Below are 13,052 nucleotides of genomic sequence, written 5' to 3'. Positions count from 1 at the left end.
TCGCGACCGCTGGGACGATCGCCGCGGCTACGGCTATCGCGACCGCCGCTACTAGGCCGTCGACCCCGATCGGGCCGGGCGCCGCGTCAGTTGCGCGGCAGCTCGGCCCGGTCCACCCATTCCATCTCGCCGAGCGACAAGGCGCGGCCGTCCTGGGCGCGCACCGCCATCGTCTGGATCGGCTGGCGGTGGCGGGCGTCGACCAGCACCGGGTTGCTTGGGCTCTCCGACACCCATTTCTCGCCCCATTGACGCAGCGAGATCAGCACGGGGAGCAGGTCGCGGCCCTTGTCGGTCAGCCGATAGGCGATCTTGCGCCGGTCGACCGGATCGGGCTCGCGCGCCAGGATGCCGCGCTCGACCAGCCGGCCCAGCCGGTTGGAAAGAATGTTGCGGGCGATGCCGAGCGTCGACTGAAACTCCTCGAAATGATGCAGACCGTTGAACGCGCCGCGCAGGATGAGGAAGGACCAGCGCTCGCCCACCGCCTCCAGCGCGGCGGCGATCGAGCATTGCCGCAGCAGCGCGCGATGATGTTCGATATCCAGCATTTTCCGGGGGCTTAGACGCTTTTGCCGGCGGTGAAAATCTCACGTCCCGCGACAAAGTTCATGAGGCGGCACGTTTTGGGTTGCATGCGACGGCCGCCCCACCCCATTTCAGGTCATGCTCCGGCAATATGAGCTGGTCGAGAAGGTCAAGGGTTACGACCCGGACGCCGATGAGGCGCTGATCAACCGCGCCTATGTCTTCTCGATGAAGGCGCATGGGAGCCAGACCCGCGCCTCGGGCGATCCTTATTACAGCCATCCGATCGAGGTCGCCGGCATCCTCACCGACCTCCACCTCGACGACGAGACGATCGTCACCGCCATCCTCCACGACACGATCGAGGACACGCTGGCGACGCCGGAGGAGATCCAGAAGCATTTCGGCGACAATGTCGCCCGGCTGGTGGACGGGGTCACCAAACTCTCCAAGATCGAGGCGGAGAGCGAGAGCCAGCGGGCGGCGGAGAATCTCCGCAAGTTCCTGCTCGCCATGTCGGACGACATCCGCGTCCTGCTGGTCAAGCTCGCGGACCGGCTGCACAACATGCGCACCCTCCACTTCATCAAGGACGAAGAGAAGCGCCGGCGGATCGCCAAGGAGACGATGGACATCTACGCCCCGCTCGCCGAGCGGATCGGCATGTACGAATTCATGACCGAGATGCAGACGCTCGCCTTCAAGGAGCTCGAGCCCGACGCCTATGAATCGATCACCAAAAGGCTGGCGGCGCTGCACAAGGGCGGCGGCGGCGACCTGATCAGCCGCATCGGCCGGGGCATCAAGGCGCATCTCGAGGCGCACGGCATCCCGGCGGAGGTGATGGGGCGCGAGAAGCATCCTTATTCGATCTGGCGCAAGATGGCCGAGCGGCACGTCAGCTTCGAGCAGCTCTCCGACGTCATGGCCTTTCGCTGCATCGTCGGCAGCGTCGAGGATTGCTACCGCACGCTCGGCCTGATCCACCAGCGCTGGCCCGTCGTTCCAGGGCGCTTCAAGGACTTCATCTCGACGCCGAAGCGCAACGGCTACCGATCGATCCACACGACGATCATCCATGACGAGCAGATGCGGATCGAGATCCAGATCCGCACGATGGAGATGCATGCCCAGGCCGAGAAGGGGCTCGCCGCCCATTGGGCCTATAAGGAAGGGGCGGAGATCGCGACCGGCGACCATCCCTGGATCAACGACCTGGTCGAGATCCTCGACCATGCGGCGAGCGCCGAGGAGCTGCTGGAACATACCCGCATGGCGATGTACCAGGACCGGATCTTCGCCTTCACCCCCAAGGGCGAGCTGATCCAGCTGCCCAAGGGCGCGACGCCGATCGACTTCGCTTATGCGGTCCACACCGATCTCGGCGACCAGACCGTGGGCGCGAAGATCAACGGCCGGGTGATGCCGCTGCGCACCCCGCTCGACAATGGCGACCAAGTCGAGATCCTCGCGTCAAAGGCGCAGCACCCGCAGCCCGCCTGGCTCTCCTATGTCGTCACCGGCAAGGCGCGGGCGAAGATCAGGCGCTGGGTGAAATCGAAGGAGCGCGAGGAAACGATCGCGCTCGGCCGGAAGATCTACGACGAGATCGTCCAGCGCCTGCCCAGCCCGCCCGGCTGGGAGGCGGTGGCGGAGGCGCTGCGGCGGCTCCATTTGCCCAATGACGAGGCGCTGATGGAGGCGATCGCGCTGAAGCGGATCGACGACGGCGCGGTGATGGAGGCGTTGTCGCCGGGGTCGACCGGCAAGGGCGCGAAGCCGCTGCCGCAACGCACGGCCATCTCGATCAAGGGCCTGACCCCCGGTGTCGCCTTCCAGCTCGCCGAATGCTGCCACCCGATCCCGGGCGACCGGATCGTCGGGCTACGGCGCGAGGGCGAGGGGATCGAGGTCCATACGATCGGCTGCGAGAGCCTGGCCGACGGCGTCGACGCCGACTGGGTCGATCTTGCCTGGGGCGACGAATCGGACGGCGGCACGGCGCGGCTGGCGGTGATCGTCAAGAATCAGCCGGGCGCGCTGGCGGTCGTCGCCGGCATCCTCGGCTCCCATGGCGCGAACATCGTCAGCATGGACCAGACGGCGCGGGACGGCTCGTTCCACACCTTCCACTTCGACATCGAGGTGCACGATCTGCCGCACCTGATGCGCATCCTCGCCGCGCTCCGGGCGACGGACATGGTGTCGACCGCCGAGCGACTCTGATTTTCGGGATGGCGAGGCGGCGGCCGGCTACGGGCTGGTCGGGAAATCTTCGTCGTCGCTGGTCAGCTCGATGATGCCCCAGACGATGAGGCCGAGCGCGATCGCGGCCAGGATCCAGGCCGTCGTGCCGACGAGCTCGTTCGCGCTCCCGGTCTCGGCGCCGGCGCGCTGGGCGAGCGGAGGCGCCGCCACGGATGGCGTGGCGGCCGCGACGGGGGCGGTGATCAGCGAAATTGCGGCGACCGCCGCGAGGCCATTCATGCGCATGAAGTTCTCCTCTCCCTGCAAACCTAACGGGGCATCGCGCGCGATCCTTCGGGCCGGCGCATCGGCTATTGCACCTCGATCCGGAAAATCTCGCCGTCATAGTCGACGATGTAGAGGTTGCCGGCCTGGTCGACACCGAAACTGGCGACATTGTTGATCGTTCCCGCATTGGGGACGAAATCGGCGTTGCGCAGGATGAACTGGCTGCTCGCCAGGGTCGAGCCGAGGCTGATCCGGCTGATCGGGAACGACCAGATGTTGGGCCGGATGAAGTCGGCGAAGAAATATTGGCCGCGCAGACCCTCGACCGGGCCGCGATAGACATAGCCGCCGGTCACCGAATTGCCCTCGCGCGGGCCGCTGCCGTGGGAATATTCCGCGACCGGGGCGGTGAAGCCGGCCTGCGGCGGGCCGGTGAAGTTCGCCGTCCCCTCGACCACGTTCCAGCCGAAATTGGCGCCGCCGTCGGTCGCGCGCATCAGATCGATCTCCTCGCGCGCGCCTTGGCCGACGTCGCCGATCCAGAGCTGGCCGGTGGCGGAATCGAAGCTGTTGCGGAACGGATTCCTGAGGCCATAGGCCCAGACTTCCGGCGCGCCGCCGCCGCCCGCGAACGGATTGCCGGCGGGAATCGCATAGTCGCGCGCCGGATCGGCCGGGAAGGCGTCCGAAGCGACGTCGATCCTGAGCAGCTTGCCAAGAAGCGTGTTGCGGTTCTGGCCGTTGCCATTGGGGTCGCCGCCGCCGCCGCCATCGCCGGTCGCGACATAGAGGAAGCCGTCCGGCCCGAAGCCGATCCAGCCGCCATTATGGTTGGAGAAGCCGGGATGGGGGATGGTCAGGATCAGGTCGGCGGTGGCGGGATCGGCGACGTCGCGATTGCCGGCAAGGGTGCGGTAGCGGCGGACCTCGATATTGCCGGCGAGGTTGGTGAGGAAGACGTAGAAAATGCCGCTGGTCAGAAAATCGGGCGCCGCCGCGAAGCCGAGCAGGCCGCGCTCGCCGGTCGTCGTCGTCGCGGCGCTCACGTCGAGGAAGGGCGCTCCGGCGATCGCCCCCGTCGCCGGGTTGAGGATGCGGATCAGGCCGGCCTGCTGGACGACGAACACCCGGCCGGAGCTGTCGGGCACGGGAGCAAGAAAGAGCGGCGCGGCGAAGCCGGTGCCGACCCGGGCGACGCGGAAGCCGTCCGGCCCGGCATTGGTGACGGTGACGGCGAGGTTCAGCGTCGTGCTGGTCGTGCCGTCGCTGACCGAGAGCGTGACCAGATAGACATTGTTGGAATCGGCGTCGGCCGGCGCCTCGAAATCGGGCGGCGTCGCGAAGGCGAGCGCGCCGGCGGTGGTGATCGTGAAACGCAGCCCGTCGGCGCCGCCCGAGATGCCGAAGGTCAGCGGATTGCCGTCCGGATCGGTCGCGGTCGCCTGATAGATCGTGCCGGTGCTGTTCTCCGCCACGTTGGCCGTCGCGGCGGAGGTGAAGGCGGGCGGCGCGTTGCCGGCCGGCGGCGGGGCAGGCTGCGGTGCGCCCCCGCCGCCGCCGCCGCAGGAAGCCAGCAGGCTGGTCAGAACGATCGCCGAAAAGCTGCGTTTCATGGACCCGCCTCCCGCCCGTTCAAGGCTCGTTACAGCCGCGAAACGCGTGTTTGCGCCAATGGGTCCGCGTGGCTAGACCAGAATCGTGGTTAAGCCCGAGGACATGACCTACGGCCAGTATCTGGCGCTGGAGCCGCTGCTCTCCGCCCAGCACCCGATCTCCGATCATCATGACGAATTGCTGTTCATCATCATCCATCAGACCAAGGAATTGTGGCTCAAGCAGACGATCCACGAGCTGAAGCTCGCGCGCGACCTGATCCGCGCCGACAAGCTCATCGAGGTGCACAAGAATTTGTCGCGCGTGTCGCGCATCCAGGCGGTGATGACCCTGTCCTGGGACGTGCTCTCGACGCTGACCCCGACCGACTATTTGACCTTCCGCGGCGTGCTCGGCACGTCGAGCGGCTTCCAGTCCGCCCAGTTCCGCGAGGTCGAGTTTCTTTTAGGCTTGAAGGAAAAGGCCCATCTCGCCCGGCACGCCGAAGGCTCTATGGACCATGCCGCGCTGACGGACGCGCTCGCCCGGCCGAGCCTGTGGGACGAGGCGAACATGGCGCTCGCTCGCGGCGGCTTCGCGCTGCCGGCGAACGCGCTGGAGCGCGACTGGAGCCAGCCCTACCGGCCCGATCCGGCGGTCGAGGCGGCCTGGGCGGAGGTCTACAGGGACACCGACGATCACTGGCGCTTCTACCAGCTCGCCGAGAAGCTGGTCGATATCGACGACAGCTTCGCGGTCTGGCGGCACAAGCATGTCGTCACCGTCGAGCGGGTGATCGGCTTCAAGCAGGGCACGGGCGGCACGCCGGGGGTCAAATATCTCACCTCGACGCTGACCAAGCGCGCCTTCCCCGAATTGTGGAGCCTGAGGACGACGCTCTAGCGCCCGAGGGGCGGTACTCGGAAAGACTGCCCCACCTCGGTCACGGCGAAACGGTCGCGGGGCATGCCGCGCGCGCGGCGCAGTTCGGCCAGCGTCTGCGGCGGCGCATCGATCTCCTCCCAGCTCAGCTGGAAGGTCCCCCAGTGCATGCCGAGCGCCATCGTCGGGCGGAGGATGTCGAACACGGCGAGCGCCTCGCCCGGGTTCAGATGACTGTTCCGCATCACTTCGCGCGGCGCGTAGGCGCCGATCGGCAGGATGGCGAGCCGGTAGGGGCCATGCGTTGCCGCCTCCCGAGCCCAGGAGCCGCCGCCCCAGCCGGTGTCGCCGGCGAAGAAGACGTTCCCGCCGGGCAGCGACACTTCGAATGCGGCCCACAGCGACCGGTTGCGATCGGTGAGCCAGCGTGAGCTCCAGTGGTGGTTGCGCGCCGCCACCACCTCGACATTGGGCCGGACCGGCAAGCGGCCACCCCAGTCCAGCGCGATCGCTTCGACGCCGCCAGCGGCCATGATCATGTCGTTGCCGAGGCCGGTGACGATCAGCGGCCGGTCCCGCTCCCAGAGGCGCCGTAGCGTGGGCAAATCGAGATGATCGTAATGATTGTGGCTGACCAGGACGAGGTCGATCCTCGGCAGATCCTCGAAGCGGACACCCGGCGCGCGAACGCGGCGCGGGCCGGTGAAGGAGAAAGGCGAGGCGCGGTCAGACCAGATCGGATCGGTGAGGATGTTGAGCCCCTCGGTCTGGACGAGCACGGTGGCGTGGCCGATCCAGGTGACGACCATCCCGCCGCCCTCGATCCGGCGCGGCGGCACGGTCGGGCGGACCGGCACCTCGTCGGGCCAGATCGCCTGCGGCTCCGATCCGGCCCAGCGGTCGAGCATCGAGCCGCGCCGCGCGGGCGGGGCAGGGCCGGGATTGAAAAAGCGCGCGCCGTCGAAATGGTCCGACGGCGGACCCTGATAATAGACGCGGTCTAAAAAAGGCGGGACGATTGCGGGCGCAAAGCAAAGTGCGATCGCCGCGAAGAGCGGCGCCCGTCCGACCCAGCTGAGCGCCGTTCGCATGCCGTGCCTCTTAGCGGCGCGGCGGCGGCGGGCAAGCCGACGTCAGGGCCTGATCGCGAAACCCGAGGGCGCGCGATTCTCGGCATGTTCGGCATGATACATGTCGAACACGATCCGCCGCGTCGTGCCGCCGCAGGAGACGGCATAAGCGTTGGCGATCGCGCCGAACGCCCCCTGGCCGGCCTCGCTCCGCGTGCCGATGCGAAGCGGGGTGCCGTCCTGACAGGTCAGCCGGGCGAGATAGGCGCGCTCGCCCTCCGGCCCGCCGACCCGAACCGGATTCTCGATCGTGCCGAGCGGATAGGCGTTCGCCGCCGCGACCAGCCGGGCCATTTCCTGCTCCGGCGTCTCGGCGCTCATCTCGCGGAACAGCGCCTCGGGCGACTGGGTCCGCTCGCCCAGCCCCGGCTGGCGCGGCGGCTGCTGAGCGGTTGCGGGCGCGGCACAGGCGGCGAGGCACAGGGCAAGAACTGGAAAACGCATGCGAATCTCCGGGGCAGGTCGGCGGCGTTTCTGGCCGTCGCCGGGGCGGGATGCAAGCGGCGCGCGACGGGCCGGGGTCGGCGCGGGCGAAGCGACGGGAACCATCGCCGCGGGTCGCGCGCTTTGCCCGCATGGCGTTTCTGCTCCGCAAGTCCATCGATCCCGCCGAGGCCCGGTTGGTCCTGAGCCCGGCCGAGGCGGCGGTGCGCGCCGCGCTCGCCGCGCCGCGCCGGGAGAAGCGGCGATGAGACCGCGCGGTCGCCTTGGCGCCTTGGCGCTGGGCGTCACGACCTTCCTTGCCGCGCTCGCGCTCGGCATGGCCGCGATGCCGGGCGCCGAGGTCGAAGCGGAGCCGGCCGCGCCCGCAGCGGCGCTGGCCCGGGTCGGCAAGATGAACGCCGACGCCAATGCACTCGCCGCGCAGCGGGCGCGGCGCGAGAGCCCTTCGGCGCTGTAACGCCCTTTCCTTGACGGCGACGTCCTCCTAGCATCGCGCCGGGAGGGCATCACGTGCAGGTCATTCGGTCCGGGCTGATCGTGCTGTGGCTGGGCGCGACCGCGTCGCTCGCCCAGCCGCCCGCCGTCGACGATGCGGGAAACCGGATGACGCCGTTGCCGGCCCTCGGCCGGGTTTCGGCCGAGCGGGCGGAAACGCGCAGCGCGCTCCACTGCAACGCCGCGCGCGATTTCTGCCTGCGCGCCTCGCGCGCGGCGGATGGCGGGGCCTGGTTCCTCGACATTCACGATCGCGTGCCGGCCGGCGCGAACGTCGCGCCCGCGCGGCGGCTGGCGCTGCCCGCCGGCGAGGACCCGGAGCGCGAGACGCACCAGATCTGGCCGCACCTGATCCGCGAAGCCTCCGGCGCGCTGCTGATCGGCGTCGAGCGCCATCGCACCGCCGGCTTCTCGGGCGGCGGCGCGGGCGCGACGCAGCTGCTGCTGTTCCGCCTGGCGTCCAGCACGGCGGAGCCGGCCGAAATGTTGACCGTCCAGACCGGTTACACCGCGATGATCCGCGCCTGCTTCACGGAAGACGAATACCGGAATCGCGGCACCTGCCACGACGAATATGAATTTTCGGGCACGCTCGGCCTCGCGCCGAACGCCGGTTCCGGCCGGCCGCGGCTCGCCTTCACGACGGCGGCGCGCAGCTTTCCGCGCGGTGCGCGCACCGACGAAGATCAAGGGCGCCGCTTCCGCCGCGCCGATCTGGTCTGGGAGCGCGATCCGGCCTGCAGCTACCGGCGCAGCTTCGCCTTCGACGCTACGAGCGGCCATTACGAGCCGGACCGGCCGCTGCCCGACTGCTCGACCTACACCTTGCCCTGAGCTGGCTGCGAGCGCACCGATGGACGCCTTTTCCTACCTCTCCGTCCTGATCTCGATCATCCTCGGGCTCGGCATCCAGCAGGTGCTGCAGGGCTATCGGGCTTTGATCCTCTCGCGGCGGCGCGTGACCTTCTATGCGCCGCCCTTGGTCTGGTCGGTGCTGCTGCTGGCGATGGTCGCGCAGCACTGGTGGTCGAGCTTCCATCTCGCGGCGCGAACCGAATGGTCTTTCGCGATCTTCGCGACGATCCTGATCATGACCGCGCTCATCTACATGATGACGGCGATTGTGCTGCCGGACATCCCGCCCGACGAGCCGATCGATCTCAAGGAGCATTATTATCGCGAGGCGCCGGCCTTCTTCGCGATCGGCTCAGGCGCGATCGTGTGGAGCCTGTTCCGCGAATATATGCTGGAAGGGCGATTGCCGGAGCCGGCCAACCTCGGCTTCCACGCCGTGTTTCTCACCTTGGCGGTCACCGCCATGTTGGTGCGCCGGCCGCGCCTGCATGAAGCCCTGGCGGGACTGATGGCCGTTCTGTTCGCCAGCTACATCGCTTTGCTGTTCGCGCGGCTTGGGGCCTAGGCCTCGCAGCGGACCTGGTTGCGGCCGCCATTCTTGGCTTCGTAGAGCAAGGCGTCGGCGCGGCTGAGCGCGTCGGCGCCGGTCGCGATGCCGGCCGAGAAGCTGATCTTGCCCAGCGGCGCGTCCGTCTCGCGCACCTTGAACTGCTTGGCGGCGAGATAAAGGCGGGCGGCGTCGAGATGACGCGCCGCCTCGGCCGGCGCGAGCCGCTCGAACAGGACGACGAACTCCTCGCCGCCCAGGCGCGCCACCATGTGCTGGCCGCAATGCTGGTCGAGGATGTCGGCGACGAGGCGCAGGACGCGGTCGCCGACGCCATGGCCGTAAGTGTCGTTGACCCGCTTGAACCGGTCGATGTCGCAGATCGCGATGCTGACCGGCACGCCTTCGCGCGCCAAATCCTCCAGTTTTTCCTCGAACGCGCGGCGGTTGGGCAGCTTGGTCAGCGTGTCGCGCCGCGCCTCCTCGCCGGCCTCGGCAAGCTTGACGCGCAGCACCTGCGCTTCGTCGCGGGCGGCTGTGAGCTGGCGCTCGGCCGCCTTGGTCCGCTCGATCATTGCCTTGGTGATCGCGGCGAGCGCGCCGGCGGCGCCGTCTTCCTCGAGCTGGGCGACGCCCGCCTCGAGGTCGCGGCCATAGCTTTGCGCCTCGGCGCGCGAGCTTTCCACCATCGCGGCGAAATCGTCCATCTGGCGGCGGGCGGAGGCGAGCGCCTCGGCGTCGGCGGGACCCTGCGGCGCGCTGCCGCCATGCGCCGCAGCGATCTTGTCCACATCGCGCTGCGTGAGTCTGAGGCCATCGCCGGTCGCGGCCTGGATCGCCGCGGATACGGGCGAGTCCTCGGCCGTGACATGGGCGTAGATAAGGGCGTAGTTCTCGGGCGTCGGCCACAGGCCGTGCTCGGCCAGGAACGCACCGATCTGGCGATAAAGCGGTTCGCCGCTGATCTGGGTCTGCGCGTTCATGCTTGTCCTAGAGCCTGTGGTTTTCCCGGTATCGTCTAGGGGCGGATGGTTAATTTCCTCTTAGGCCTGGCGACCCGCCCGGCGGCGGGCCGGAGGGCGGCGGACCGCGCCGTTCGCCGGTCCCGTCGCGCCAGGCAAGGGTGACCGAGATGCGGCGATTGCGCGGGTCGTAGCGGTCGTTGGGGACGAAGGGCTGGCGGTCGGCGACGCCCTCGATCCGCGCGATCCGGTCGACCGGAACGCCCGACGCCTGCAGCGTCTCGCGGGTGCTTTCGGCGCGCGCCGTCGACAGCATCCAGTTGTTCATCGTCTGGCCGGCCGAATAAGGCAGCGAATCGGTGTGGCCGCGCACGACCACCTGATTGGGCACGCCGCCGATTGCCCGTGCGACCTCCTGAACCAGCCGCCGCGCTTCGGGCAGCAACTGGGCGGTGCCGACCCGGAACATCGAGAAATCCGCCTCGTCCATCAGGTCGATGCGCAATCCCTCCTCGCTCTCGGTGAAACTGATATGGGCGCGCAATCCGCGCAGCTGCGGATCATTGTCGATCCGCTGCATCAATTCGGCGCGAAGCCGGCCGAACTGCTCGCGGTCGACCGAGCGCGGCGCCTCGCCCTCGCGCACGCCGCCGGTCGCGTCGCGCGGGATGGTGATCGCCCGGCTGCCGGTCTGGCCGGCGCGGTGCGGATAATTGTCCGCCGCGACGATCGAATCGCCGCCCAGGATGCCGTCGGAGCCGGCGCTGTTCTGCTTGTACTCGATCAGGGTCGGCGTGAAGTAGTCGGCCAGCCCCCGGCGCTGGTCCTCGTCGGTCGCGCCGAGGATCCAGAGCAGCAGGAAGAAGGCCATCATCGCGGTGACGAAATCCGCATAGGCGATCTTCCAGGCGCCGCCATGATGGGCGCCATGCGCCGCCTCGACGACCTTCTTGACGATGATCGGCGCCGGCTGGGCGGCCGGCTCGTTGCGCCCGCGCCGGGCCGCCGAGGCCATCGCCTATCGGCCCCGCATGCCGTCGAACACGTCGGCGAAGGCCGGCTGGTTCGCATGGGCGATGCCCGAGCGCGCCGCCTCGATCACAAGCGGCAGCGGGTGGCCGTGGAGCGAGGCGATGATGATCTGCTTGACCACGTCATAGATCGCGCCGTCCGCCTCGATCACCTGGCGGGCGCGGTTCGCGAACGGGCCGAAGAAGCCGTAGGCGAGCAGCACGCCCAAAAAGGTGCCGACCAGGGCCGAGGCGACCATGCCGCCGAGGATCGCCGGCGGCTGATCGATCGAGGCCATGGTCTTCACGACGCCGAGCACGGCGGCGACGATGCCGAGCGCGGGGAAGGCGTCGGCGAGCGTCTGCAGATTGTTGGCCGGGGCGATGCTGTGGTGGTGGTTGGTCTTGATCGCATTGTCCATCACCTCCTCGACCGCGTGCGGATCGAGGGTGCCGGACGAGACGACGACGAGCCTGAGCGTGTCGCAAATCAGGTGGATCAGCGTCTCGTCCTTCATCAGCTTCGGATATTCGGCGAAGATCGTGGAGGACTTCGGATCCTCGATATGCGGCTCGACCGCGACCGGCCCGTCGACGCGCAGCATCTTCATCAGCTTCGCGACGAGGAAGATCGTGTCGAGGAAGTCCTGGCGGTTGTACTTCGGCCCCTTGAACGCCTTGGAGATGCCGCCGAACAGCGCCTTGATCTCGGCCATCGAGTTGCCGACCAGGGTCGCGCCGACCGCGGCGCCGCCGATGATGGTCATCTCGATCGGCAGAGCGTGCATGATGACGCCGATGCTGCCGCCGGCAACGACGTAGGTGCCGAACACCAGCACCAGAAGCACGACGATGCCGATGACTGCGAACATGCTTTTCCCCGCGCGCGATTCAGGCCTTCGGAAGGGGAGCACGCGCCCTTCCAGGCAGATTAACGGGCGCGGGGACGCGGACTTAATGGTTAAGAGGGCGGCAACCACGAATTGATTGAACCCTCTCCCCTTGCGGGAGAGGGCAGGGAGAGGGGAAGCGTGCGATCCGGCTCGATGCCGGATCGAGCGCTCGTCGCGGCATCGAGCCGCTCCGACCGCACCCCTCTCCCTCACTCCCTCTCCCGCAAGGGGAGAGGGGCCCTATCGCCGGGCCGATAGGTCCGCTCGATATGGCCGGCAAGCTCGTCGGGGTGGAAATAGACGGGGCGCAGGTCGCCCGCGGCATAACGAGCGGCCTGGTCGTTGAAATGGCGGGAGGCGGGATCGCCGCTCTCGCCGCCGGCGCTCACCGCCCAGGCGCGGACGCGGGGGCCGAACTCGACGATCGCGACGAAGCTGTTGCCGCTGGTGCCGTACCAGCGCCGGGTGCCGGGGTAGGGCCGGGCGGAGAAGGAGGCGAGGCTGCCCCAGCGCGCCCAGGTGAAGGGGACGGCAACGCTGGGGCGCCGGTCGTCGAAATCCTGCCGGATCGCGCCGTCGTTGCGCTGGAAGCGGTTGACCTCGCCCCAGGCCACCCGCCAGCCGCCCCATTCGCGTTCCAGCCGCTCGACGGCAGCGGCGAGGGTCGCGATCCGGTCGCGGTCGGGAAGGCCGTGGATCGTCGCCCACATATTGGCGTGACGGGCGCGGCGGCGCTCGGCGAGCGCCCACATCTCGGTCGCCCAGAAGACGGCGAGCGTTGTCGGGCGGGACTCGGCCGACCAGCGCCGGTCCCAATCGCGGAGCAAGGCCACAGGGTCTTGCAGTCGAGCGCGGAGCGGATCGCTTTGCGGCAGGGCGTTCCAGGCGCGCACCAGCGCCGGCACTTCGACGTCGAAGAAAGGCATTTGCGGATCGTAGGCGATGCGGCGCAGCGCCTCCGGCGTCAGGTCGTGCGCGCCGGTCAGCAGGGCGATCGCATGGTCGCCGCGCGGATTGGCGCCGGCATTGTCGGTGTAGCGCGGGAAGTCCGCCTCGCGCGGGCTGTCGGGACCAGCGGCTCGCCAGGGCGAATCGTTGGCGTTGTAGAGCCAGCCCGTGCGGGGATCGTGGACGGTGGGCAGGCGATCGAGCGGGGTCAGACCCTGCCAGTCCGTCGCCGGATCGCTGCCGTCGACGGACCCTCGATAGTCGAAGCGGTCGTCGCGCACCGGCAGGAA

At 68.7% G+C, this 13,052-nt stretch carries 14 protein-coding genes; 5 read left to right on the top strand and 9 right to left on the bottom strand.

Annotation, left to right across the window (positions count from 1 at the left end; translation table 11 throughout):
* Positions 1-86: 86 nt before the first annotated feature.
* On the bottom strand, positions 87-551 hold the full coding sequence (locus tag ACT4N3_RS11455; RefSeq protein WP_444855353.1) for a winged helix-turn-helix transcriptional regulator: 465 nt from the start codon (positions 549-551) through the stop codon (positions 87-89).
* A gap of 115 nt (positions 552-666) precedes the next feature.
* On the opposite strand from ACT4N3_RS11455, the gene ACT4N3_RS11450 reads away from it, so the two are divergent.
* On the top strand, positions 667-2,754 hold the full coding sequence (locus ACT4N3_RS11450; protein WP_444855352.1) for a RelA/SpoT family protein: 2,088 nt from the start codon (positions 667-669) through the stop codon (positions 2,752-2,754).
* Positions 2,755-2,781: 27 nt separating this feature from the next.
* On the opposite strand, the gene ACT4N3_RS11445 is transcribed toward ACT4N3_RS11450, so the two are convergent.
* Positions 2,782-3,021 (bottom strand): hypothetical protein, encoded by a 240-nt coding sequence (locus tag ACT4N3_RS11445; protein WP_444855351.1) that lies wholly within the window; start codon positions 3,019-3,021, stop codon positions 2,782-2,784.
* A gap of 65 nt (positions 3,022-3,086) precedes the next feature.
* Positions 3,087-4,616: a PQQ-dependent sugar dehydrogenase gene (locus ACT4N3_RS11440; RefSeq protein WP_444855350.1), complete on the bottom strand. Its 1,530-nt coding sequence runs from the start codon at positions 4,614-4,616 to the stop codon at positions 3,087-3,089.
* 103 nt (positions 4,617-4,719) lie between these two features.
* On the opposite strand from ACT4N3_RS11440, the gene ACT4N3_RS11435 reads away from it, so the two are divergent.
* A complete protein-coding gene (locus ACT4N3_RS11435; protein ID WP_444855354.1) occupies positions 4,720-5,499 on the top strand; it encodes a tryptophan 2,3-dioxygenase in 780 nt (259 codons plus the stop codon).
* Here the strand turns inward: ACT4N3_RS11435 and ACT4N3_RS11430 are convergent.
* Positions 5,496-6,569, bottom strand: coding sequence for an MBL fold metallo-hydrolase (locus ACT4N3_RS11430; protein ID WP_444855349.1), 1,074 nt, complete (start codon positions 6,567-6,569; stop codon positions 5,496-5,498). The two genes, ACT4N3_RS11435 and ACT4N3_RS11430, sit on opposite strands and share 4 nt — an antisense overlap.
* A gap of 42 nt (positions 6,570-6,611) precedes the next feature.
* Positions 6,612-7,052: a hypothetical protein gene (locus ACT4N3_RS11425; RefSeq protein WP_444855348.1), complete on the bottom strand. Its 441-nt coding sequence runs from the start codon at positions 7,050-7,052 to the stop codon at positions 6,612-6,614.
* Between the two features lie 244 nt (positions 7,053-7,296).
* On the opposite strand from ACT4N3_RS11425, the gene ACT4N3_RS11420 reads away from it, so the two are divergent.
* From ACT4N3_RS11420 to ACT4N3_RS11410, 3 genes are read left to right on the top strand one after another with little or no spacing between them, the layout of a single operon-like run.
* Positions 7,297-7,509 (top strand): hypothetical protein, encoded by a 213-nt coding sequence (locus ACT4N3_RS11420; RefSeq protein WP_444855347.1) that lies wholly within the window; start codon positions 7,297-7,299, stop codon positions 7,507-7,509.
* A gap of 53 nt (positions 7,510-7,562) precedes the next feature.
* Complete coding sequence (locus ACT4N3_RS11415) at positions 7,563-8,381, top strand: hypothetical protein (protein WP_444855346.1); 819 nt, start codon at positions 7,563-7,565, stop codon at positions 8,379-8,381.
* Between the two features lie 19 nt (positions 8,382-8,400).
* Positions 8,401-8,967, top strand: coding sequence for a hypothetical protein (locus ACT4N3_RS11410; RefSeq protein WP_444855345.1), 567 nt, complete (start codon positions 8,401-8,403; stop codon positions 8,965-8,967).
* On the opposite strand, the gene ACT4N3_RS11405 is transcribed toward ACT4N3_RS11410, so the two are convergent.
* From ACT4N3_RS11405 to ACT4N3_RS11390, 4 genes are all read right to left on the bottom strand, one after another.
* Complete coding sequence (locus tag ACT4N3_RS11405; RefSeq protein WP_444855344.1) at positions 8,964-9,932, bottom strand: GGDEF domain-containing protein; 969 nt, start codon at positions 9,930-9,932, stop codon at positions 8,964-8,966. The two genes, ACT4N3_RS11410 and ACT4N3_RS11405, sit on opposite strands and share 4 nt — an antisense overlap.
* Before the next feature lie 49 nt (positions 9,933-9,981).
* Positions 9,982-10,926 (bottom strand): flagellar motor protein MotB, encoded by a 945-nt coding sequence (locus ACT4N3_RS11400; RefSeq protein WP_444855343.1) that lies wholly within the window; start codon positions 10,924-10,926, stop codon positions 9,982-9,984.
* Positions 10,927-10,929: 3 nt separating this feature from the next.
* On the bottom strand, positions 10,930-11,793 hold the full coding sequence (motA, locus tag ACT4N3_RS11395; RefSeq protein WP_444855342.1) for a flagellar motor stator protein MotA: 864 nt from the start codon (positions 11,791-11,793) through the stop codon (positions 10,930-10,932).
* A gap of 230 nt (positions 11,794-12,023) precedes the next feature.
* Positions 12,024-13,052: penicillin acylase family protein (locus ACT4N3_RS11390; protein ID WP_444855341.1), on the bottom strand; the 1,029-nt coding region annotated here is incomplete at its 5' end.

This window comes from Sphingosinicella sp. (assembly GCF_052388015.1).
GTDB lineage: Bacteria > Pseudomonadota > Alphaproteobacteria > Sphingomonadales > Sphingomonadaceae > Allosphingosinicella.
Note: the sequence above shows the minus strand (reverse complement) of the source record. Positions and strands in the feature narration are given on the sequence as shown.